The following is a 21,411-nucleotide window of genomic DNA, read 5'->3' as shown; positions in this document are numbered from 1 at the left end:
GGGCGTACCTAGGGCTGGGAGGTTGCGGGTGGCACGGCCGAGGATCAAGGACGTCGCACGGCACGCGGGGGTGTCGGAGAAGACGGTGTCCAACGTGCTCAACGACTACGTCCACGTGTCCGAGCGGACCCGGCGGGTGGTGCAGGAGGCGATCGACCACCTCGGTTACCGCATCAATCTCGCCGGGCGGCATCTGCGCAGCGGGCGGACGGGAATCATCGCCCTGGTCGTACCGGAACTCGACGTCCCGTACTTCGCCGAACTGGCCCAGCACGTCGTCCGGGAGGCCGAGGGGCGCTCCCTGACCGTGCTGATCCACCAGTCCGGCGGCGACCGTGAGCGGGAGCGGGCCGCGCTGGCCGGCTTCGGCTCCACCTTCGTGGACGGAGTCATCCTCAGCCCGCTGGCCCTGGCTCCGGAAGACCTGAGCGCCCACGCCGGGCCGCCGCCGACCGTCCTGCTGGGCGAGCTGCTGACCGACGGGGCCGACCACGTGGCCATCGACAACGAACGCGCGGCCCGGGAGGCCACCGGTCACCTGCTCGCCATGGGGCGCCGGCGCATCGTCACGGTCGGCGGGCGGAACGACGGGGCGGTCGGCACCGCGCAGGCGCGCACCCGGGGCTTCCTCGCCGCGCTCGCCGAGGCGGGCATCGCCCACGACCCCGCCTCCCTGCTGCCGGTGGACGCGTTCCACATGAGCCACGGCGCCGCCGCGGTGCACCGGGTACTGGCCGACGGGGTCCGGCCGGACGCATTGCTGTGCCTCAACGACCAGCTCGCTCTGGGCGCGTTGCGGGCCCTGCACTCCTTCGGTGCCCGGGTGCCCGAGGACGTGGCCGTCATCGGCTTCGACGACGTGGAGGGCGGCCGGTTCAGCGTGCCGTCCCTGAGCACGGTCGCCCCGGACAAGGAGGCGGTGGCCCGGGTCGCGGTGGACCTGCTGCTGCGCCGCATCGACGAGGCGACGCGTCCGGGGGCCGGGCCGGACGAGGCGGGCCGCCCCGGATCGGCGGACCCGCAGGACCGCGTGGTGGCACACCGCCTCGTCCTGCGCGAGAGCACCGAGGGAGCGGCGGTCCGCGACGGGGTGTGGTGAGCGCGAAGCGTCCTTGGGCCGACGTCACACGTCGAACAGGCGCCGCGCGTTGCGCGTGGTGAGGTCCCGCCAGGTGTCGGTGGCGGAAGGCCGCTCCGCCGAGTCGACGGAGGCGACCTGGGCGAGCGCCCCCGCCGCGGGGGTCCAGCAGTAGTCACTGCCGTAGAGAAGGCGCTCGGTGCCGAACGCGGCGTCGAGGGCCGGGATCTGGCGCGGGAAGGGTGTCCCGGCCATGTCGTACCAGAGGCGGCCGAGCTGCTCCACCGCGCTGGGCGCTTCCGGCGATTCCTGGGTGCCGTCACCGAACACGGAGCTGAACAGGTCGATGCGGTCGGCGAGCAGCGGCAGCGCGCCTCCGCCGTGGGTCAGCACCCAGCGGATCCGGGGGTGGCGGGTGAACACTCCGCGCAGGAGCAGGTCGCTCGCCGTACGGGCGGTGTCGAAGAGGAACTCCAGCATCGGCCGCGGCCGGCCCAGGGACAGTTCGTCGGCGCGGGGCGGGGACGTGGGGTGGACGAAGACGAGGGCGCCCCGACGGCCGAGTTCCTCCCACAGCGGCTCGAACCGCGGGTCGCCGAGGTAGACGCCGTGGTGGTTGGTCTCCACGGCCACCCCGTCCGCTCCGAGTACGTCGAGGGCGTGGGCGGCTTCCGCGAGCGCGCCCCCGACGTCGGGCAGCGGCAGGGAGGCGAAATGGCCGAATCGCCGCGGACGCCCGCTGCGGACCCCGGCGCAGAACTCGTTGACTTCGCGCGCGAGGGCACGCGCCGCGACGTCGTCCCCGAAGTGCACTCCCGGAGAGGAGACCGACAGGTAGGACTTCTCGATTCCCGACCGATCCATCAGGTCGAGATGCTGTTCGACGCTCCACGAAGGCCAGCCGGGCATGCCGTCGGGATGCTCGATCCCCGCGGCCCGGGCCGCTGCGACGTAGCTGTCGGTGACGAAGTGCGCGTGGACGTCGATGAGGCCTGTGGGGGTCATGCGGAGCTCCCTCGGATGCGGATCCTTACCTTGGTCAGCGTAGGAACGGCGTCGTAGGATGGCACGGGTGATGCCGATGAATGGAACACCGGGTTCGGGTGACGGCACTCGGCCCCGTCGGGGCGGGAAGCCCGCCGAGGGGCAACCCGTCATCGACCGGGCGTTCGCCCTGCTCGGCACCTTCGACGCCGATCATCGTGCGCAGACGCTCGCCGGGCTCGCGCGGCGGAGCAAGATCCCCCGCAGCAGTGCTCTGCGGCTCGCCCGGTCACTGGTCCACGCGGGCGCGCTGGAGCATCTGGACGACGGCCGCTACGTCGTGGGGCTTCGCCTGCTGGAGACCGCTTCCCTGGCGCCGCGCGGCCACGGCCTGCGCTCCGTGGCCATGCCGTTCATGGAGGACCTCTTCCACGTCACGCGACAGCACGTGCTGCTCGCCGTGTACGAGCAGGGCGAGGCGGTGCTCGTCGAGAGGCTCTCGGCGCTGGACGCCGGCCCCGTGCACTACCGGGTGGGAGGGCGTCTCCCCCTCACCACCACCGGCGTCGGGCTGGTGCTGCTCGCCTTCGCGCCGAAGGACGTCCAGGACCACGCCATCACCACCTACGAGCCCGGAGAGGGCCGCCTCAGACAGGGCCACGACGACATCCGCACCCCGGCCGACCTGCGTCGGGCCCTCGCCGAAGTGCGGCGCGGTGACCACGCGTCCGGACGGCAGAGCCTCCCCTGGCCGGTGGACACCGTGGCCGCTCCGGTGCGAAGCGGCGGCGAAGTGGTCGCGGCGCTGTCGGTCGTAGCGCCCAGCACCGGCCTCGCGGAGGCGGGCTACGGCCCTGCCGTACGGGCCACGGCCCGCGCGATCTCCCGCCGGCTCGAGGAGGACGGACCGTGGGCAGCCCGTCCCGGCAGTCCCCGCGCCGCGTCGTGAGAGCACGGGGAAGTCCCGGCAGTCCCCGCGCCTCGTCGTGAGAGCACGGGGGAAGGGTGTCGTGGTCCGGTACCCCCCTTGGCCCGTGCGCTGCCCGGCGCGGCCGGGCCCGTCCTGGCCCCGGCCGCGCCGTCCCTGCCGACCACGGCCGCCCCGGTGATCCCGACGGTGCCGGCATTCTTCATGTTCTCCCTCGCCCCGTCGTACGGGCCGCGTCCGGGAGCCGCGGCGTACTCGTCGGAGTCCGGGTCAGTGGTTGAGCGTCAGGCGTGGTTCCGCGTTGCGCGCGAGTTCATGTGCTTGTCCGGGCCACCAGACTCCGGCGGCAGGGTCGACGACGCCGTACTCGGGGTCGATCGTGCCGCCGGTGTTGCGGGTGCAGCTGCCGTCGGATTCACCGATGGTCTTCACGTAGAGGTAGGCGTCCACGAGCGGGACACCGGTGTCGACGGTCGGGCGAGGGCCCATGCCACGTCCGGGCGGATTGCACCACGTCTCCGGGTCGCCACTGTACTTACCCGGCTGCGGGGTCCACGGCCCCTTTCCGTTGCGGCTGGTGTCGATCGTGAAGTGCGCCAGATCCTCGTCGGCGGGACTGCCCACGTTCTGGTCGTACCAGGTGTCGGTCCAGTGCCAGGTGGAGGGGTCGGTGGAGGAGACGGCGTTGCCCGGGGTTCCGTCGTTGGGAGCGGCCGGGGAGTAGAACTGGCCGGCGCACCAGTCGGCGTGGCCACGTGACCATTCCGGCCCCTCGGTGGCGAACCACAGGCACTTGGATATCCAGGTCCCGTAGCGCGACGTCTGATCCGTGGGCTGGTAGTTGGATATGTTCAGGACGAAGCCGTCGCTCTCTTCGACGCCGGCGTCCAGGAGCCGCTGTGTGATGTCTCCGACGGATCGCCACTGGCTGTTGCCCGCGTCCAGATAGACCGTGGTGTTCGCGCCGCTCTTCAGAGCGCGGACCGCGTAGTCGAGGTCTTCCGTGCGGCGGGTGGTGAGCTCTCCGGTCGGGTCGATGTCCCCGGCGCAGTCCTTGGGAAGGGCGGCCAGGCTGTCGGGTTCCAGAATGACCACGGCCTGGTCGCTGCCGATGCCCTGGGCGAACGCGTCGATCCACCGGCGGTAGGCGGCGGAGGAGTCGGCCCCGCCGCTGGAGTAGAGGCTGCAGTCCCGGCCGGGGATGTCGTACGCCACCAGGACCGGTACCCGGCGGGTGACCGCGGCGGCACGGACGAGCTTGCGTACGCCGGTGCGGGCTTCGGTGGGCGTGCCCCCCGTGAACCACGCGGCCTGCGGGTAACTCGCCAACTTCACCATGTTCAGGCCGTCTTCGATCTTTCCTCCCCTCAGGTCCTCGATGGCCTGCCGGGCCGCCTTGCTGTTCGGGTCCACGTAGAACTTCGTGGCCGGGGTGACTGTGCCCCGCGCGGGAGCGGGTGCGGCCTGGGCAGCCGTGGCGGCGAACGCCGCGAAGGCGGTGAGCGCCGCGGTGACGACGGCTGTGCGGCGCCGGAACGTAAGGGAACGCATGGTGACTCCTGGTCCGAGATCTGACGGCTGCGGAACGTTCGCCCGCCGCCGGTGGCGGCGGTTGCGGCTGGGCCGGTCTCCGGGGGCCCGGACGGCGGGCCACCCGGAGACCGGGAGATCAGTAGCCGTAGATCATCTTGTAGGCGACCTCGGGGAGGAACTGGCCCGCCACGGACCCGGCTCCGACGCCGCAGTTGCCGTCGGACTCACCGGGGGTCTTGATCCACAGGAGCATCTCCGCACCTCCGCCCTTCTGGGTGGGCGTTCCGATCCTGCGGCCCGCCGAGTTGCACCATTCACCGTTGGTGGAGCCGTTGCCGTTGCGGCTGGTGTCCACGACGAACGGCTTGCTGTACCCGTTGGACGAACTCAGTGCGGCGTTGACCGCGTTGGCGTAAGTGATGTTCTCCGCGGTGGTGTAGTGGTTGGAGACGTTCAGCGAGAAGCCTCGGGTGCGGCTGAGACCTGCTGCGTTCAGGCTCGCGGCCATCGATGTGGCGCTGCGCCAGCCCGGGTTGCCGGCGTCGAGGTAGACCCAGGTGTTGGGGGCCTTCTGGTTGAATTGGGTGATCGCATTGTTGAGCAGGGAGTTGCGTTCGGCGATCTGGGCGGCCGTCATGCAACTGGTGTCCCCGAGCGCGTCCGGTTCGAGGATGACGACGGCGGGCCTGGAGCCGATTCCGTCCGCGAATGCGGCTATCCACGTGTTGTAGGCGGCGACGGAGCCTGCCCCGCCGCCGGACTGCCCTCCGCATATGTCGCGGTTGGGGATGTTGTAGGCCACGAGGACGGGCAGCTTGTCCGCGGCGTCGGCCGCGCCGACGTAGGCGCCGGTAGCCGTCCCTATGGTGCCGCTCCAGTTGCCGAACCAGCGGGCCATCGGCTTCGCTGCGACGCTGTCGCGGATTGCGGGCGCTCGCCCGTCACCGGGGTTGGCCGCGGCCCACAGGGCCGGACTGGAGTTGGGGTCTACGTAGAAGCCGCTCGTCAGCGTGGTCGGGTCAGCAGCCTGCGCGGGCGTAGAGACCACGAGGGCCAACGGCAGGGCAACGAGCGCTGCCGTCATCGCTCGGGAGAAGAGACGCATGGAAGTACCTCGGTTCCTGACGGGGATACACCGCACGGCTCTCGTCCTGAGCGTGCGGCTCGGTGGAAGTGCGGTGGTACGACGCCCGGGCGAACCGCGGCCCGGGCGGGATGCACGACCCCACGGACCATCCACCCTGGGAGCGCTCCCACTGGAAGCGCTCCCATAGGAGCATCCGGCGCCTTTGGGGTACGGCCAGTATCGTCTGGGCCACGATGCGGCCAGTCAAGAGAACTCGCACAACTTCCCAACTCCCCAGCTGGCAGAGCCGGGTGCACAAAACTGGAAGCGCTACCAGTTTTATGTCCGTACCGCTCCGGCACCGCGACGAAGGGAGTACGGTCAGCATGCACGGAAAGCCCCACCGCCCGAAGACGAACCTCGGACGACAGCGCGCAGGGACGGCCGCCATCGGGTACCCGGACCTGGTCGGGCGTGCGGCGGACGGGACGCGCGTTGTCCGACAGCAACAGCCCTGTCCGCATTCGACGTTCGGGCTACGGGCGTCCACCGTGTGTCGGGACCCGGGGTCGGCCGACCGGGCCCGTGGGATCATCACCGTGTTCATCACCGCCGCGAATTCGTAGGAGCGACCGTTCCGATGCAGCCGACGCCCAGGCGCATGCCGACCCTCGACGAGGTGGCCGCGCGAGCGGGCGTGTCGCGCACCGTGGCTTCCCGGGCGGTCAACAAGGTTCCGCACGTCAGCCAGGCCAAGCGGGAGGCCGTCGAACGGGCCGTACGCGAACTGGGATACGTGCCCAACCCGACCGCGCGGGCGTTGGCGGGCAACAGGGTCGGCGCGGTGGTGCTGGCCGCTTCGAGCGACGAGTCCGGCCTGTTCGCCGACCCGTTCTTCGCCGAGGTCGTCGTCGGGGTGAGCGCGGCCCTGGACGAGACCGATCTCGAACTGATCCTGGTTCTGGCCAACACGCCGCGCGGCCGCGCTCGACTGCGGCAGACGGTCCGCTCGCGCCGTGCCGACGGCATCATGCTGATGGCACTGCGCGGCGACGACCCACTGGGACGACTGGCCGAGGAGGCCGGAATGCCCGTCGTCTTCGGCGGCCTCCCCCTGACGGGCGAGCCGCGGTGGTACGTGGATGCCGACAACAAGGGCGGAGCCAGGCTGGCTGCCGATCACTTCGTGCGCGCGGGGCGGACCGGACCGGTCATGATCACCGGCCAGGTGGACAGCCTGGTCTCCGTCGCGCGCGAACAGGGCTTCACCGAAGGGCTGACGCTCGGCGGGGTCCCCCTGCTGGGCGTCTCCTCCGGCGGGTTCCGGGTGGAAGGCGGCGCGGACGCGATGGAGCGGCTCCTGGACGCGCATCCGCGGTTGGACGCGGTATTCGCGGCATCGGACGGGATGGCGATCGGTGCGCTCGAGGTACTGCGCGGTCGGGGACGGCGGGTGCCCGAGGACGTCTGGGTGATCGGATTCGACGACCTGGCCGGGGCTCGGCACACCAACCCTCCGCTCACCACCGTGCGCCAGCCGGTCAGAGCCTTGGGGCACGAGATGGCACGGATGCTGGTCAACGCGATCGACGGACAGGACCCGAATCCACTCGTCCTTCCGACCCGGCTGACGGTTCGCGAGTCCGCCCCCGAAGTGACCGCTCCCGAAGTCACCTCTCCGCGCTGAGAAAGCGCCCCGGGAACAGCCTCCTGCCGCATCCCGACCTGATGGGTCCTCCGCCCCGGTCGGACGAGCCATCAGGTCGGGATGGACCGGCGTTCACCGATCGGGTCCGAAGGCCGACACCTCTCCTGCCGAACGGCGACAGGACGGGGGATCGGTGACCGTGGTCCGCCACGGGGTGCACCGTTTCTTCCTGTTCTCCTCATCCAGGCACCGGATGCATCCGAATCCCTTGTGAACCCTCGCTCGCCATGTCGGCCCCGCGTCCGGTGGAGCCGAGGCCTGGTTTCCGGACCGGGTTCGGCAGAGGCACCCCATCCCCAGGACTTCGTCATGACTGCCACCACCATCACCACGACGACCACGCCCACGCCCACGCCCACGCCGAAAACAACGGGCCCGCTCACGGTCTCGCTGCCCTCCGGCCCCGGAGCCCCCTCGCTCGCGCGCCGCGCGACGGCCGCCTTCCTGCACGGTGCCTGGCCGGCGCTCTCCCCGGAGCGCCGCGACGACTTCCTGCTGATCGTCTCCGAACTGGTCACGAACGCCGTCCGGCACGCGCCCGGCCCCAGCACCCTGACTCTCACCACCGCGTCCGGTGCCCTGGACATCTCGGTGACAGACCACTCCCGCGTTCCGCCGGTCCCGCGGGCCCCGGACCGTACGGAAGGCACCGGCGGCATGGGCCTGCACATCGCCGAGGACCTGGGAGCCAGCGTCTACACGCAGACGCTCCCCGAGGGCAAGTGCGTGCACGCGGCGTTCGCCGCCGTCTGAGAGCACGGCATGCGCGCAGGAGCGTGCCGCTGGACAGGGCCGCGCCCGAACCGCCCCGGAGGGGGCGGAGGCGTCGCGGCGCTCAGGCATCACCGTGTACCGCACCGCCGCATCATCGGTCCGGACGGACACGCACTCACCGAGAGAAAACGGGCGGCCTGCTCATACCTCGGCCTCCTGGCGACGAATACCTGACGTGAGAGCGGAACGCTCGATCGGCAGCGACTGAAGGAGTGCTCATGACGGCACAGCGACTCGACGCGACGAGCACCGGGCCTCCCGTCACCCACGACCGACCGATGGTCGCGGCCCCCGCGCTCTCCGGCACGGAGAAGGAACTCGCCGGAGTGCTCGCGGACGTGGCCGAGGTGGAGGAAGTAACCCCCGACAGTGACTTCTTCAACGACTTGGGAGCCGACTCCCTGGTCATGGCGCACTTCTGCGCCCGTGTCAGGAAGCGTCCCCATCTGCCACCGGTGTCGATGCGCGACGTCTACCGCTGTCCGACCATCCGGGGCCTGGCCCTGTCGCTCGCGGAGACCGCACCGCGAGCACCCGTGCGGGAAGGACCGGTCCCGGCCGCTTCGCCCGAGGAGCCGACCGATCCGCCGGTCCCGGAACCGGCGGTCCGGACGACCCGCCGTCGTGTGGCGGTGTGCGGCGCGCTCCAGCTGCTGGGCTTCCTCGGGTACGCCCTTCTCCTCGCCGTCGTCACGTCCCGCGGCTACGACTGGATCTCCGCGGGAGCCACTCTGCCCGACTCCTATCTGCGGTCGGTCGTGTTCGGAGCCGTACTGCTCGTCCTCCTGTGTGCCCTGCCGGTCGTCGCCAAGTGGTTGCTGGTGGGCAGGTGGACGCCCCGGCGGTTTCCCGTCTGGAGTCTCGCGTACGTCCGATTCTGGCTGGTCAAGGCGCTCATCAGGTCGAGCCCGATGGTTCTGTTCGTGGGTTCCCCCCTCTACCCGCTCTATCTGCGGGCCCTGGGCGCGCACATCGGTCGGGGAGTGACGTTCCTGTCCCGTACCGTGCCTGTCTGTTCGGATCTCCTGGTGATCGGCGACGGCACGGTGGTCCGCAAGGACTCACTCGTCAGCTGCTACCGCGCACGCGACGGGATGATCGAGACGGGACCCGTCGTCATGGGGCGCGACGTGGTCGTCTGCGAGGCGACGGTGCTCGACATCGGCACCTCGCTCGGTGACGGATCCCAGCTCGGCCACGCGTCCTCGCTGCACACCGGACAGGCGGTACCGGACGGCGAGCACTGGCACGGCTCGCCGGCCCGGGCCACCGACACCGAATTCCGGACGGTGGGGCCCGTCCGGTGCGGCACCGCCAGGCGGGTCGCCGCCGGGGCCGGCCTGCTGCTCATGATGCTGACGGTGTACGTGCCGCTGATGGTGGGGGCCCTTGACGTCCTGCTCTCCCGGATCCTGGCGGGATCCACCCTGTTGGACCGGGGGCAGACCGCGGCGACGAGCTGGACGCTGTACGCCGACGTACTGGCGGCCACCGCCGTCGCCTTCTCCGGTGCCGTGGTCGCCGCCCTGGTCGTGATGGCCACGCTCCCCCGCGTGCTCGGCGCCCTCGTGAAGCCCGGGCGGACCTATCCGCTGTTCGGACTCCACCACGCAGCTCACCGGGCGACCGCGCTGCTCACCAACCGGAACTCCCTGACCAGACTGTTCGGCGACAGCGCGTTCATCACGCACTACCTCCGCAGGATCGGGTACGACCTCTCCCGGGTGGAGCAGACCGGTTCGAACTTCGGCACCCGGGTCAAGCACGAGAGCCCCTTCCTGAGCAGGGTGGGCACCGGCACCATGGTCGCGGACGGTCTCTCCCTGATGAACGCGGAGTACTCCAGCACCTCGTTCCGACTGTCGGCCACCTCGATCGGCGCACACAACTTCCTGGGCAACCGGATCGCTTATCCCCCGGGCGGCAGAACCGGTGACAACTGTCTCCTGGCGACGAAGGTCATGGTCCCGGTGGACGGCCCGCTCAGGCACGACGTCGGACTGCTCGGATCCCCCCCTTTCGAGATCCCCCGGTCGGTGCTGCGTGACAGCGCCTTCGACGAATCGGCGGAGGGCGACGGGCTGCGTCGGCGCCTGACGGCAAAGGCCCGGCACAACGCCGTGTCGATGGCGGCGTACCTCTTCACCGGGTGGCTGTACTTCTTCCTCGTCACCGCGATGTACGCGGCTGCGGCGAGCCTGTATCCGCAGTGGGGGACGGTGGTGATCGCCGCGGCCAACGCCGTCGTACTGCCTTTCACCTTCCTCTACTTCGTCCTGGTCGAACGGATCGTGACGGCCCTGCACCCCCCGGGTCCGCTGTTCTGCTCGATCTACGACCGGCGCTTCTGGCACCGGGAGCGGTACTGGAAGGTCCCGTCCGAGACGTATCTGCAGGTCCTCAACGGCACCCCCTTCAAGAACGTCGTGTGGCGCCTGCTCGGTGTGCGTATCGGTTCCCGGGTCTTCGACGACGGTTGCGGTCTGACGGAGCGCGCCATGGTCACCATCGGGGACGGCTGCACGCTCAACGCGGGCAGCGTCGTGCAGTGCCACTCGCAGGAGGACGGCGCGTTCAAGTCCGACCGCAGTGTGCTCGGCTCCGGGTGCACGCTCGGGGTCGGAGCGCTCGTGCACTACGGCGTGACGGTCTCGGACGGGGCCGAACTGGAAGCGGACTCCTTCCTGATGAAGGGCGAGACCGTTCCCGAACACGCCCGCTGGGCGGGGAATCCGGCTCGCCCGGTGTCCGACGGCATTGGAGGCGAACAACGATGACGACGATCAGGACCGACGGACACGTCCCAGCACCGGCTGTCCCTGCCGAGGGCTGTTGCACCACCGTCCCGCGATGGGCCACGAACCCCCTGCCCGGCACGGCGGAGGCGACCGCTCTCCTGCCCGAGCGCACGGAGGCGCTCCTGCGCCGGCGGGCCGGAGAACTCGGTGTGCCGCTCACCACGGTGTTCCTGGCCGCGCACGCGAAGGTACTGGCCGTGCTCTCGGCCGACCCCGTCGTACGCAGCGGGTTCCGGCCCCGGGCCGGCGTCGCGCCTCTGATCCTGGAGATGGCGGTCCCTTCAGGCAGTTGGCGCGACCTGGTGTCGGCCACAGCATGGGCGCGGACGGCTGCTCTCTCCGCCACTCCCCCACCTCCGTCCAGCCCGCGCCCGGAAGTGGTGTTCGAACCGACCGGCCGGGAGCCCCCTGCCCTTCGCCGCGACGACGGCACCGTCCTCTCCGTCGCCGCAGGGGAGGACGACGGGAGGACCGCTCTGCGCCTGCGCTACCGGACCGACGTGATGGACGCGGACCACGCCGCCCGGATCAGCGGCTACCACCTCACCGCTCTCGAACGGATCGCCACCGATCCCGACGCCCCGCACGAACGAGCCACCTTGGTGTCCGAGGAGGAGATCCGCCATCAGCTCGACACCCTCGCCGGTCGGCACCGCCCGCTCCCGGACCGCCGCTTCCACGAACTGTTCGAAGAACGGGCGAGGAGGCATCCGGACACCGTGGCGATCGTCCACGGTGACCGGTCGTGGACGTACCGGGAACTCGACGTACGGGCCAACCGACTGGCCCACGCGCTCCTCGCCCAGGGGCTGCGCGCCGAGGACGTCGTCGCCGTGGTGACCGGGCGCGGCCTGGGCTGGGCGGCCGCCGTGCTCGCCGTCTTCAAGGCGGGCGGGGCCTATCTGCCGGTCGACCCCGAGTGCCCTCCGGGACGGATGACCACCGTGCTCAGCCGCGCGGCTTGCACCCACGTGCTCACCGACCCGGACAGTGGCACGAACCTGGACCGCGCGCTCGCCCGGCTTCCCGGCACCCACAGGCTCCTCGTGCCGGACGTCACCGACCGGCCGGGAGACGACAGTTCCCCCGGCGTCGAGGTCGGGGCGGACCAACTCGCCTACGTGTTCTTCACCTCCGGCTCCACCGGAGAACCCAAGGGCGCCATGTGCGAGCACGAGGGCTTGCTCAACCACCTCTTCGCCAAGATCGACGACCTGCGCATCGACGAGGACAGCGTCGTGGCGCAGACCGCTTCGCAGTGCTTCGACATCTCGTTGTGGCAGCTGCTCGCCGCGCTGGCGACCGGCGGACGCACTCTGCTGGTCGACCGGGCGACGGTTCTCGACACCGGCCGATTCCTGGCCACGGTCTCCGAGGGAGGCGTCACCGTCCTCCAGGTGGTGCCCTCGTATCTGGACGTCGTCCTCACCGCGCTCGCGCGCTGCCCTCGGGCGCTGTCCGGCCTGAGGTGCGTGTCGGTCACCGGGGAGACGCTCAAGAGCGAGCTCGCCGAAAGATGGTTCGCCACCGGACCCGGTGTGCCTCTGGTCAACGCCTACGGCCTGACCGAGACGTCCGACGACACCAACCACGAGGTGATGCACGAGGCCCCCGTCACCGGCCGGGTTCCGCTCGGCCGCCCCGTGAACAACGTGCGCGTCCTCGTGGTCGACGACCAGCTGGTGCCGGTTCCCCTGGGAGCCCCGGGTGCGATCGTCTTCTCCGGAGTCTGCGTCGGCCGCGGCTACGTCAACGACGCCGAGCGCACCCGCCTCGCCTACACGACCGACCCCTACGACCCCGGCCGACGCCTCTTCCGGAGCGGCGACACGGGGCGCTGGCTGCCCGACGGGAAGCTGGAGTTCCTGGGCCGCCGGGACACGCAGGTGAAGATTCGCGGCTTCCGCATAGAGCTCGGAGAGATCGAGAACACGCTGCCGCGCATACCCGGCGTCCGTGACGGCGCCGTCGTGGTGGCGGGACCGGAGAACCACGCCCGGCTCATCGCCTTCTGCACCGGCCCGGCCGCCGCGGACGAGGAGTACCTGCGCCGCGGGCTCGGAGAACTGCTGCCCGCCTACATGGTCCCCGGCTCCTTCCGCCACCTGGAGGATCTCCCGCTCACCGCCACCGGGAAGACCGACCGGAAGGCGCTGACGGCGCTCGCCGAAGAACGCGTCACGGCCGAAGACGCCTGCCGTCCTCCGCGCACCCCTACCGAGCGACGGCTCGTCGCGGCCTGGGCGACCGCGCTCGGCAGACCGGCCGGGCAGATCGGGCGGCGGGACGACTTCTTCGACCTGGGAGGCACCTCCCTTTCGGCCGTCCGCCTGCTGGCCGGTCTGGGCCGGACGGTTTCCCTGCGCGATCTCACCGCGCGTCCGACGCCCGCCGCCCTGGCAGAGCTGATGGACGCCCGGGGCGAAGGCGCGACCGGCCTCGCGCAGCCACCGCCGGCACCCGGCTCGCCCGTCCGCACGACGCAGACCTGAAGTTCCCGCGAAACGACACGTCCGAGGAGTACGCCATGCTGTCCGCACTGTTCCGCAGAACCCCGGCCGACGCCCCGCCGGCCGCCCCCGCCACCGTATCGGCGCTCCCCGAAGGTCCACCGGTACTCGACGCGCAAGGCGCCCCGGATCCGGCTGCCTGGGCGGCCGGTCACCGGCGAACGCTGCGCGGCCTGGTCGCCGAACACGGCGCGGTCACGGTCCGCGGCCTCGGCCTGCGCACTCCGGAGGATGTCGAGCCGGTCTTCCACCGCTTGACGGATCGTCCCGTGACCGAACGCGAGGCCTTCGCCCCCCGGGACACGTACGCAGAGGGCCTCCACTCGTCCTCGGCCTGGCCTCCCAACCAGCCCATGTGCATGCACCACGAGCTGAGTTACACCACCCCGTGCCCGGGCCTTCTCCTCTTCGCGTGCCTCCAGGAGCCTTCCGAGGGTGGCGCCACGGCCCTCGCCGACTCGACCGCCGTACTGGCGGAACTGCCCACGGAGTTGGTCGCACGCTTCGAGCGGCAGGGCTGGCTCCTGACGCGCTCGTACAACGGCGAGATCGGCGCCACTCTGCACCAGTCCTTCGGTACCGACGACCACGACGCCATCGACGCGTACTGCCGCGACCACGGCATCGACCGCTCCTGGCAGGCGGACGGATCGCTGCACACCCGGCAGCACCGGAGCGCCGTGGTGGGCCATCCGCTCTCGGGGCGTCCCTGCTGGTTCAACCAGATCGCCTTCCTCAACGAGTGGACCCTCGCCCCCGAGGTGCGGGAATTCCTCGTCGCGGAGTACGGCTCCGACAACCTTCCCTTCAACACCCGCTACGGCAACGGCGACCCCGTCTCCCCCGACGTGGTCGAGCTCATCAACGAGGCGTACGCGGCACACACCGTGCGCCGGCCCTGGCGAACCGGTGAGCTGACGCTCGTCGACAACATCCGCACCGCGCACAGCCGGGAAGCGTACGAGGGCCCACGGGCCGTCGTGGTCGGGATGGGAGACCCCGTCTCCCTCTCCCCCGCCCGCTCCCCCCGGCTCGCACCGAATCCCGGGAGGGCAGCCGCATGACCACCGTGAACACCGCTCCGGACACGGCCGCGCCCGCGAGCGCTCCGGCCGTCCCGCCCTTCGCCGTCATCCCGGGCGCCAAGGTCGAGGAGGTGCTCCGGGGAAGGGAGAAGACCGTGGTGGAAGTCGTGGAGGAGACCTATCGCCTGCACGGCGCCCTTCAGTCGGTCAACCCCCCGTCCTCCTTCCTGCGCTTCCGCGACCGGCCGACGTCCCGGATCATCGCGCTGCCCGCCTCCCTGGGCGGCGAGAACCCGGTGGACGGCCTCAAATGGATCTCCAGCTTCCCCACCAACGTCACAGCCGGCATTCCCCGGGCGTCCGCCGTGCTCATCCTCAACGACTACGCCACGGGCTATCCCTTCGCCTGCATGGAGAGCTCGATCATCAGCGCCGCCCGGACCGCCGCGTCCGCAGCGTCCGCCGCCGACCGGCTCAGCAGTGGGCGGCCGCGTCCCACCCGGCTCGGATTCGTCGGCACCGGCCTGATCGCCCGCTACATCCACACCTATCTCGAAGGAACCGGCTGGTCCTTCGACGCCATCGGGGTGCACGACGTGTCCCCCGACAGCGCGGCCGGCTTCCGGGCCTACCTGGAACAGTCCGGAGCGGTCGGCCGTGTGACCGTGCACCGGAGCGCCGAAGAGCTCGTCCGCCAGAGCGATCTGATCGTCTTCGCCACCGTGGCGGACCGGCCCCACGTGGACGAACCGTCCTGGTTCGGCCACAACCCGGTGGTGCTGCACGTGTCGTTGCGCGACCTCGCACCGCAGGTCCTGCTCGGTGCCACCAACGTCGTCGACGACGTCGAGCACTGCCTGCGTGCTTCCACCTCCCCCCATCTCACCGAACGGCTCACCGGAAACCGCGACTTCCTGCTCGGCACGCTCGACGACGTGATGGCAGGGCGGGTGACGGTACCGCCCGACCGGCCGGTGATCTTCTCCCCGTTCGGCCTGGGCGTGCTCGACCTCGCGGTCGGCAAGTACGTCTACGACGAGGTGGCCGGCGCCGGAGAACTCCGGACCGTCGACGACTTCTTCCACGAACTGAGCCGGTACGGCTGAGGCCACCGGCGTCCACCGTCCGCAGCCACCGAGGAGACATCGTGCCCGTCATCTCCGTCCCCGAGGCCTTCAACGAGGAGGACCTCTACGTCGACCTCGCATCGATGGTCGGCCACCGGCTCTTCCTCAAGTGCGAGGGGTTCAACTTCGCCGGTTCGATCAAACTGAAGGCCGCCACCGAAATGGTCGAATCCGCCGAACGCAACGGGACCCTGACGCCCGAATCCGTCCTGGTCGAATCGTCCTCCGGCAATCTCGGCGTCGCCCTGAGCATGATCGCGGCAGGCAAGGGCTACCGCTTCATCTGCGTGACCGACTCGCGCTGCAACCTGACCACGCGTCTGATGATGGAAGCCCTCGGCAGCCAGGTCCACGTCGTCTCCGACGAGCACGCCTCCGGCGGCCTGCTGGGCGCCCGGCTCGCGCACGTACGGAGTCTGTGCGCGGCGGACGACCGCCACGTGTGGCTGAGCCAGTACACCAACGCCGACAACTGGAAGGCGCACTACTTCCGAACCGCGCCGGCCATCGCCCACCGTTTTCCGCGACTGGACGTCCTGTTCGTCGGGGTCGGTACCACGGGCACGCTGATGGGCTGCGCGCGCTGGTTCCGCGACGCGCACCGGCCGGTGCACATCGTGGCCGTGGACAGCGTCGGTTCGGCCATCTTCGGCGGGCCCCCGGGCCGCCGTATGATCCCCGGGCTGGGCATGAGCATGCGCCCTCCGCTGCTCGACGAGACGTACGTCGACGAGGCGGTACGCGTCGAGGAGGCCGACAGCATACGTACCTGCCGGGCTCTCGCCAGGCGCGGCTTTCTCTTCGGGGGCTCCACCGGAACCGTGGTCAGGGGAGCGACGGACTGGCTCGCCCGGCACGGAGAGCGGGACCTCACCACGGTGGCGATCGCACCGGACCTCGGCGAGCGCTACCTCGACACGGTCTACCAGACCAACTGGGTACAGGCCCTCTACGGCGACGAGGCGCTCGTCCCGCAGGAAGCGTCCAGTGGGCCGCCCTCCGCCCGCGAGCCCGACACGGCCGACGGGCTGGTCCGCTGACGCCCAGCCGCACACCGCCGCCGCCCCCGCGTGTCGGGGGCGGCGGCGCGAGGCACGTCAGGAAGAGATGCCGACGAGGCCGAGGGGAGGAGTGGTCGGCTGCCGCGATCCACCGGCGGGCTCCACGGTGATGCCCACGGCCGTGGCGCCCTTGAGCGGACCCTGCAGGACGTGCGCCTGGCTGCCGCCGTCGCCGGACAGCAGTCCGGCCGGCCGGAACCGCTCGCCGTCGGCGTACCAGAGTTCGTAGACCCGGCCGTCGGTGAGGGGCCGCAGGCCGGACGCGACGAAGGCGGCCTGGTTCTGCGACCGCGAGGTGATCACACTGGCCGTCGCCCCCTGCGGGAGCTGCTCGGCTCTGATCGTGGCATCGGGAGCCGCGACGACACCGGCGAGGGCCTGGGCACCGTCCTGGGCCTCCGCGACCTGCTCGCGGGCGGTATCGGCTTGCGCGCGGGCGGTGTCGGCTTCCGAGCTCTGCCTCCAGGCGACGCCGCCCAGCACCGCCGCCGCCACGGCCGACGCCGCGAGCGACACGGCCATCGCCCGCAGGCGGCGCCGGTAGCGATGCACCACCGCGACGGGAGCGGGCCGGTCCTGCTGTGTGCCGGAGATCTGCCGGAGCACCCGGCGGCGCACCTCCGGCGACGGTGCGCGGGCCTCGACGGCCTCCCCCAGCAGGCCAGCCGTGGCGGCCAGCTCCTCCACCTCCCGTCGGCAGGCCGGGCAGCCCGCCAGATGGTTCTCGAAGGCGGCCTCCTCGTCGGGCGGCAGGGCGTGCAGCACGTACGCACCTACATCGAGGTGCGGGTCGTCGCCGGGTCTCGTAGTCATGATCTTGTTCCCAGGCACTCGCGCAGGGAGTGCAGGCCGTGGCGCATCCGCGACTTGATCGTCCCGTGGGGGGAAGCCAGGGAGTCCGCCACTTCGGCGTACGTCAGGCCTTCGTAGTAGGCGAGGACCAGGGGCAACCGCAGCTGACCTGCGAGTTCACCGAGGCAGCGGAAGAGCACCCGGTGTTCTTCCCGCTTCTCGACCTCTTCGGCGACCGCGTCGAACGGCAGGTCCTGGTCCCGGACGCCGACTCTCATCTCGCGGGCCCTCGCCGCCGCGACGGACCGTACCCGGTCCACCGCGCGCCGGTGCGCGAGGGTCAGCACCCAGCTGCGGGCGGCTCCCCGCTCAGGACGGAAACGGTACGCGGTGCGCCACACCTCCACCATGACTTCCTGGGTCACCTCCTCCGCCTGCGCCTCGTCCCTCAGCACCCGGCAGACCAGTCCCATCACCGGCTTCGCCAGGGCGTCGTACACCTCGACGAATGCCTTCTCGTCCCCGTCGGCGGCGCGCGTGAGCAGCCCGTCGAGCCACGCCTGCTCCTCAGACCGGCCACCGCCGGAACCCGGGCGCCTGCCCGGTCCAGTCTCACCGTCACGACCCACGGCAACTCCTCAGCTCTGCTCGACCCTCGTGCGGCCGGGCACTCGGGGCATCCGTCCGGAGCCACCTGCACCACAAATTCACCTCCGCGGTCGGAGGGCAGAACTCGCGGCAGGACGTACTCCTCACCAGTGGTTCGTAGCCACCGCGCCCGCAGATCGTGCCCTTGACCGAGCACGGAGCCGCCGCCGACGCCTGGCCGGAGCTGTACGCCAAGGTGATGGCCGCCGACATCCTGGTGCTCTGCGGCCCGATCTGGCTCGGTGACAACAGCTCCGTGATGAAGCACGTCGTCGAACGGCTTTACTCCAACTCGGCCGCCCTCAACGACGCCGGCCAGTCCGCCTACTACGGGCGGGTCGGCGGCTGTCTGATCACCGGCAACGAGGACGGTCTCAAGCACTGTGCCATGAACATCCTGTACAGCCTCCAGCACATCGGCTATGCCATCCCCCCGCAGGCCGACGCGGGCTGGATCGGAGAGGCCGGTCCGGGACCCAGCTACCTCGATCCGGGCTCCGGCGGTCCGGAGAACGACTTCACCAACCGGAACACGACCTTCGCCGCCTGGAACCTCATGCACCTCGCCGCTCTCCTCAAGCGGGCCGGTGGCGTACCCGCGTACGGCAACCAGCGCCCCGAGTGGAACGCCGGCTGCCGCTTCGACGCGCCCAACCCGGAGCACCGCAGCTGACGAACGCCCGCTCGGTGGCCACCCCCAGCGGTTCCCCGAGGGCCCTCAGCCCGCCCGGTCCACCTCCCACCCGGCCGAGCAGCCCGTACCGGGCCCGGCCGGAGCAGTACCCGGGGACTGGCGGCAGCGGTTGAACCGACACGGCGCGCATCCCCCGGCGGCGCCCTTGGCTACCAACGGCGGCGCTGCTGGACCGGGCTGAACTTGGCCGCGAGCGCCGAGAGGAAGGTGGGGAGCTTGTCGACCATGGCTTTGGGGACCGGGGTGGTCTGGACGGTCCCCGTCCGCACGTCCTGGACGACGAGCGCGTAGGCGCCGTTCTCCTCGACGAGTTCGGCGGCGAAGAGCAGTCTCTGCGTGGCGGTTTCCATCAGTACTCCTGGGCGGGGGTGTCGTTGAGCCAGACGTTCCACGCCTTGGTGGCCTGCTGCTCGTCGGTGTGCTCGGCGAACAGGTGGTGGCCGAGCCAGATCGGCACGTTCCAGGTGCTGCCGTTGAAGAACCGGTACAGGGCGTCCGGGCCCCGCAGTCCGAGGAAGTCGGTGCTGAGCCAGTCGACGACCACCTCGACGGGGTCGTGGTCCGGGCCGGGGGCGAGAAGCGTGAACCGGTCGCCTGCAGCCGCGTCCTCGGCCAGGCCGAGGCGTCGGCGCAGGGCGGCGAAGTCGGACGGATCGGCGGTGGGTCCGGGTTGCTGCGCCCTGATGTAGACGGCGGGGCGGCCGGCGAAGTGCCGGAGGTACTCGGCGAGGGCGTGCTGGTGGAAGTCGACGTACTTCTCGGCCACGTCGGTCTTGGCGTCCCAGTTCCAGGCGTCGTCGACGACGCCCGTGTGCACCCAGTGGATTCCCATCCGCAGGTGGCTCCTGCCGTCGCCGGCCGGTTCGACGCGGTAGCTGAGGGTGTTGGAGAACCCGCCGTCCTGGGTGGCCCGGACGGCGAGGTGGTGCGGCGGCTCCCACGCCACGACGGTGGCGTCTCCCCGGGTGGCCTTTCCGCCGACACGCGGCTCGATCTCCATCGGGTAGAGCCAGCCGAGGTTGCCGGCGCCGGTGGCCACCGCGTCCCAGACCTGCTCGGGCGCGACGGGCAGGTCCTGCTCCCGCCGGACCTCGAATTCTCGGGTCATGGTCGGTACTGCTCCTTCGTCGTCGGTCACGGTCGGTGGATGAGCGGGAGGGCGGCCAACCGCCGTTGCAGCGGGTTGTCCCGCCACTCCAGGGGCTCCCCGTCGGCCAGGCGGAGTCCGGGCAGCCGGCGCACGAGCGTGCCGATCGCCACCTCCGCCTGGAGCTTGGCCAGCGGGCCGCCGAGGCAGAAGTGCGGGCCGTGGCCGAAGCTCAGGTGGCGGTTGCCGGGGCGGGACAGGTCGAGCCGGTCGGGGTTCTCGAAGCGTTCGGGGTCGCGGTTGGTCGCGCCGAGGAACAGGTACACCAACTCGCCCTCCCGCAGCGTCCGTCCGCCGATCTCCAGGTCCTCCGCCACCACCCGGACGATCGCCTGGGTCACCGTGTCGTAGCGGGCCAGTTCCTCGACCGCGCCGCGGATCAGGTCCGGATCCGCGCGCAGCGCGGCCAGTTGGTCCGGGTTGCGCAGCAGGGCGAGCATGCCGTTGGCGATCAGCTGGGTGGTGGTCTCGTCCCCGGCGGTGATCAGGACGAAGCAGGTGGACAGCAGTTCGGAGTCGGTGAGCCGGTCGTCCTTGGTCTGGGTGGCGACCAGGGCACTGATCAGGTCGTCGCCCGGTTCGCGCCGGCGCCGGCGGATGAGCCCGGAGAGGTACTCCTCGTAACCGTCGATCGCCTCCTCGGACTTGTCGATGTCCTCGCTGAGCCGGCCGAATCGGCTGAACCAGCTCTTGACCTGAGGTCGGTCCTCGTCGGGGATCCCGAAGAGTTCGCAGACGACGGACATCGGCAGGGGCGAGGCGACCGCCTCGATGAGCTCCATGGCCGGGCCGGCCGCGACCGCCTCGTCGATGAGCCGGTCGACGATCCGTTGTACGCCCCCGCGCAGGGCTTCGACGCGACGGGCGGTGAACGCCTTGTTGGCCAGCTTGCGCAGCCGGGCGTGGTCCGGCGGGTCGGTGTTGCTCATCACCCGGCCGAGTCGTTCGGTGAGCCGGCTGAGGGCTTTGAGGTCGCCGCCGAGCGAGCTGTAGGCGCGGGTCATCCTGTCCCGGTCGTTGGACAGCCGCAGGTCGCCGAGGGCCGCCTCGACGTCGGCGTGGCGGGTGAGGTACCAGATGCCCTGCGGGCTGCGGTGGACCGGATCCTCGCGCCGCATGCGGGCGTACAGCGGGTACGGGTCCCGCCGGGCTTCCGGAGTGAGCAGGGCCGCGACCAGGCCGTCGGGCCGGACGGAACCCGCGGCAGGATCGCCGGGCTGGACGGGGCATACGGCGAGGCCCTCGGGCCGGGCGGGGCCCGCGGTGTCGCGCGCCCCGCCCAGGGTGTCGGTGGAGGTCATGTCGTCCGCTCTACCGCTGGGTGTCCATGGCGTCGGCGAGGCTCCTGGGCCGCATGTCGGTCCACTCCTGCTCGACGTGGGCCAGGCAGGCGGCGTGGGTGTCGGGGCCGTGGGTGACGGTCCAGCCCTCGGGTACGTCGGCGAACTGCGGCCAGAGCGAGTGCTGGTTCTCGTCGTTGACGAGGACGAGGAAGGTGCCGTCCTGGTCGTCGAAGGGGTTGCTCATGTTTCGGTCCT

18 protein-coding genes and 1 pseudogene are annotated in these 21,411 nt (G+C 71.0%); 10 read left to right on the top strand and 9 right to left on the bottom strand.

The window, feature by feature from the left end; translation table 11 throughout:
- Positions 1 to 28: 28 nt before the first annotated feature.
- Positions 29 to 1,099 carry a LacI family DNA-binding transcriptional regulator gene (locus OHA55_RS34455; protein ID WP_266714083.1) on the top strand — a complete coding sequence of 357 codons (1,071 nt, stop codon included), beginning with the start codon at positions 29 to 31 and terminating at the stop codon, positions 1,097 to 1,099.
- 24 nt (positions 1,100 to 1,123) lie between these two features.
- On the opposite strand, the gene OHA55_RS34450 is transcribed toward OHA55_RS34455, so the two are convergent.
- Positions 1,124 to 2,083 (bottom strand): amidohydrolase family protein, encoded by a 960-nt coding sequence (locus OHA55_RS34450; protein WP_266714081.1) that lies wholly within the window; start codon positions 2,081 to 2,083, stop codon positions 1,124 to 1,126.
- Positions 2,084 to 2,159: 76 nt separating this feature from the next.
- Here OHA55_RS34450 and OHA55_RS34445 point away from each other — a divergent pair, with 76 nt between their 5' ends.
- Positions 2,160 to 3,011 carry an IclR family transcriptional regulator gene (locus OHA55_RS34445; protein ID WP_266714079.1) on the top strand — a complete coding sequence of 284 codons (852 nt, stop codon included), beginning with the start codon at positions 2,160 to 2,162 and terminating at the stop codon, positions 3,009 to 3,011.
- Positions 3,012 to 3,260: 249 nt separating this feature from the next.
- Here OHA55_RS34445 and OHA55_RS34440 read toward each other — a convergent pair whose 3' ends face one another.
- Together OHA55_RS34440 and OHA55_RS34435 are read right to left on the bottom strand one after the other, a co-directional pair.
- A complete protein-coding gene (locus OHA55_RS34440; protein ID WP_266714077.1) occupies positions 3,261 to 4,541 on the bottom strand; it encodes a glycoside hydrolase family 6 protein in 1,281 nt (426 codons plus the stop codon).
- A gap of 118 nt (positions 4,542 to 4,659) precedes the next feature.
- Positions 4,660 to 5,628: a glycoside hydrolase family 6 protein gene (locus tag OHA55_RS34435; RefSeq protein ID WP_266714075.1), complete on the bottom strand. Its 969-nt coding sequence runs from the start codon at positions 5,626 to 5,628 to the stop codon at positions 4,660 to 4,662.
- A gap of 601 nt (positions 5,629 to 6,229) precedes the next feature.
- Here OHA55_RS34435 and OHA55_RS34430 point away from each other — a divergent pair.
- The 7 genes from OHA55_RS34430 to sbnA all read left to right on the top strand — a co-directional run bounded on the left by OHA55_RS34430 (position 6,230) and on the right by sbnA (position 16,571).
- Positions 6,230 to 7,276, top strand: coding sequence for a LacI family DNA-binding transcriptional regulator (locus OHA55_RS34430; RefSeq protein WP_266714073.1), 1,047 nt, complete (start codon positions 6,230 to 6,232; stop codon positions 7,274 to 7,276).
- Positions 7,277 to 7,606: 330 nt separating this feature from the next.
- Entirely contained in the window at positions 7,607 to 8,050 is a 444-nt protein-coding gene (locus tag OHA55_RS34425) for an ATP-binding protein (protein ID WP_266714071.1), read from the top strand.
- 239 nt (positions 8,051 to 8,289) lie between these two features.
- Positions 8,290 to 10,848, top strand: coding sequence for a Pls/PosA family non-ribosomal peptide synthetase (locus tag OHA55_RS34420; RefSeq protein ID WP_266714069.1), 2,559 nt, complete (start codon positions 8,290 to 8,292; stop codon positions 10,846 to 10,848).
- Positions 10,845 to 13,361, top strand: a complete 2,517-nt coding sequence (locus OHA55_RS34415) for a non-ribosomal peptide synthetase (protein WP_266714067.1) — start codon at positions 10,845 to 10,847, stop codon at positions 13,359 to 13,361. The genes OHA55_RS34420 and OHA55_RS34415 overlap by 4 nt, the downstream gene beginning before the upstream one ends.
- 35 nt (positions 13,362 to 13,396) lie before the next feature.
- Entirely contained in the window at positions 13,397 to 14,443 is a 1,047-nt protein-coding gene (locus OHA55_RS34410) for a TauD/TfdA family dioxygenase (protein ID WP_266714065.1), read from the top strand.
- On the top strand, positions 14,440 to 15,510 hold the full coding sequence (gene sbnB / locus OHA55_RS34405; RefSeq protein WP_266714063.1) for a 2,3-diaminopropionate biosynthesis protein SbnB: 1,071 nt from the start codon (positions 14,440 to 14,442) through the stop codon (positions 15,508 to 15,510). The genes OHA55_RS34410 and sbnB overlap by 4 nt, the downstream gene beginning before the upstream one ends.
- A 41-nt stretch (positions 15,511 to 15,551) precedes the next feature.
- Positions 15,552 to 16,571 carry a 2,3-diaminopropionate biosynthesis protein SbnA gene (sbnA, locus tag OHA55_RS34400; protein ID WP_266714061.1) on the top strand — a complete coding sequence of 340 codons (1,020 nt, stop codon included), beginning with the start codon at positions 15,552 to 15,554 and terminating at the stop codon, positions 16,569 to 16,571.
- Between the two features lie 57 nt (positions 16,572 to 16,628).
- On the opposite strand, the gene OHA55_RS34395 is transcribed toward sbnA, so the two are convergent.
- Positions 16,629 to 17,405, bottom strand: coding sequence for an anti-sigma factor (locus OHA55_RS34395; RefSeq protein WP_266714059.1), 777 nt, complete (start codon positions 17,403 to 17,405; stop codon positions 16,629 to 16,631).
- Positions 17,402 to 18,013: an ECF RNA polymerase sigma factor SigK gene (gene sigK / locus OHA55_RS34390; RefSeq protein ID WP_266714057.1), complete on the bottom strand. Its 612-nt coding sequence runs from the start codon at positions 18,011 to 18,013 to the stop codon at positions 17,402 to 17,404. The genes OHA55_RS34395 and sigK overlap by 4 nt, the downstream gene beginning before the upstream one ends.
- A 164-nt stretch (positions 18,014 to 18,177) precedes the next feature.
- Here sigK and OHA55_RS34385 point away from each other — a divergent pair.
- A pseudogene (locus OHA55_RS34385) lies at positions 18,178 to 18,705 on the top strand (flavodoxin family protein); the annotation flags it as partial.
- Between the two features lie 170 nt (positions 18,706 to 18,875).
- Here the strand turns inward: OHA55_RS34385 and OHA55_RS34380 are convergent.
- The 4 genes from OHA55_RS34380 to OHA55_RS34365 are packed head-to-tail and all read right to left on the bottom strand — an operon-like array spanning position 18,876 to position 21,400.
- The gene (locus OHA55_RS34380) at positions 18,876 to 19,076 is read right to left on the bottom strand and encodes a hypothetical protein (protein WP_266714055.1); all 201 of its coding nucleotides are present in this window, start codon (positions 19,074 to 19,076) and stop codon (positions 18,876 to 18,878) included.
- Positions 19,076 to 19,834: an SRPBCC domain-containing protein gene (locus OHA55_RS34375; RefSeq protein WP_266714053.1), complete on the bottom strand. Its 759-nt coding sequence runs from the start codon at positions 19,832 to 19,834 to the stop codon at positions 19,076 to 19,078. The genes OHA55_RS34380 and OHA55_RS34375 overlap by 1 nt, the downstream gene beginning before the upstream one ends.
- A gap of 26 nt (positions 19,835 to 19,860) precedes the next feature.
- Positions 19,861 to 21,174: a cytochrome P450 gene (locus tag OHA55_RS34370; protein ID WP_266714051.1), complete on the bottom strand. Its 1,314-nt coding sequence runs from the start codon at positions 21,172 to 21,174 to the stop codon at positions 19,861 to 19,863.
- 10 nt (positions 21,175 to 21,184) lie between these two features.
- On the bottom strand, positions 21,185 to 21,400 hold the full coding sequence (locus OHA55_RS34365; protein WP_266714049.1) for an MbtH family protein: 216 nt from the start codon (positions 21,398 to 21,400) through the stop codon (positions 21,185 to 21,187).
- Between the last annotated feature and the right edge of the window lie 11 nt (positions 21,401 to 21,411).

Source organism: Streptomyces sp. NBC_00102 (assembly GCF_026343115.1).
In the GTDB taxonomy this organism is placed as follows: Bacteria; Actinomycetota; Actinomycetes; order Streptomycetales; family Streptomycetaceae; genus Streptomyces.
The sequence above is the reverse complement of the archived record's forward strand: the minus strand, read 5'-3'. Positions and strand labels throughout refer to the sequence as shown.

What these genes read in the sequence shown, in the direction of transcription:
- OHA55_RS34450 (WP_266714081.1), bottom strand. Translation starts at nt 2,083, where the DNA reads ATGACCCCCACAGGCCTCATCGACGTCCACGCGCACTTCGTCACCGAC.
- OHA55_RS34375 (WP_266714053.1), bottom strand. Translation starts at nt 19,834, where the DNA reads ATGACCCGAGAATTCGAGGTCCGGCGGGAGCAGGACCTGCCCGTCGCG.
- OHA55_RS34380 (WP_266714055.1), bottom strand. Translation starts at nt 19,076, where the DNA reads ATGGAAACCGCCACGCAGAGACTGCTCTTCGCCGCCGAACTCGTCGAG.
- OHA55_RS34365 (WP_266714049.1), bottom strand. Translation starts at nt 21,400, where the DNA reads ATGAGCAACCCCTTCGACGACCAGGACGGCACCTTCCTCGTCCTCGTC.
- OHA55_RS34435 (WP_266714075.1), bottom strand. Translation starts at nt 5,628, where the DNA reads ATGCGTCTCTTCTCCCGAGCGATGACGGCAGCGCTCGTTGCCCTGCCG.
- OHA55_RS34445 (WP_266714079.1), top strand. Translation starts at nt 2,160, where the DNA reads ATGAATGGAACACCGGGTTCGGGTGACGGCACTCGGCCCCGTCGGGGC.
- OHA55_RS34420 (WP_266714069.1), top strand. Translation starts at nt 8,290, where the DNA reads ATGACGGCACAGCGACTCGACGCGACGAGCACCGGGCCTCCCGTCACC.
- OHA55_RS34415 (WP_266714067.1), top strand. Translation starts at nt 10,845, where the DNA reads ATGACGACGATCAGGACCGACGGACACGTCCCAGCACCGGCTGTCCCT.
- OHA55_RS34410 (WP_266714065.1), top strand. Translation starts at nt 13,397, where the DNA reads ATGCTGTCCGCACTGTTCCGCAGAACCCCGGCCGACGCCCCGCCGGCC.
- OHA55_RS34440 (WP_266714077.1), bottom strand. Translation starts at nt 4,541, where the DNA reads ATGCGTTCCCTTACGTTCCGGCGCCGCACAGCCGTCGTCACCGCGGCG.
- OHA55_RS34430 (WP_266714073.1), top strand. Translation starts at nt 6,230, where the DNA reads ATGCAGCCGACGCCCAGGCGCATGCCGACCCTCGACGAGGTGGCCGCG.
- OHA55_RS34395 (WP_266714059.1), bottom strand. Translation starts at nt 17,405, where the DNA reads ATGACTACGAGACCCGGCGACGACCCGCACCTCGATGTAGGTGCGTAC.
- OHA55_RS34425 (WP_266714071.1), top strand. Translation starts at nt 7,607, where the DNA reads ATGACTGCCACCACCATCACCACGACGACCACGCCCACGCCCACGCCC.
- OHA55_RS34370 (WP_266714051.1), bottom strand. Translation starts at nt 21,174, where the DNA reads ATGACCTCCACCGACACCCTGGGCGGGGCGCGCGACACCGCGGGCCCC.
- sbnB (WP_266714063.1), top strand. Translation starts at nt 14,440, where the DNA reads ATGACCACCGTGAACACCGCTCCGGACACGGCCGCGCCCGCGAGCGCT.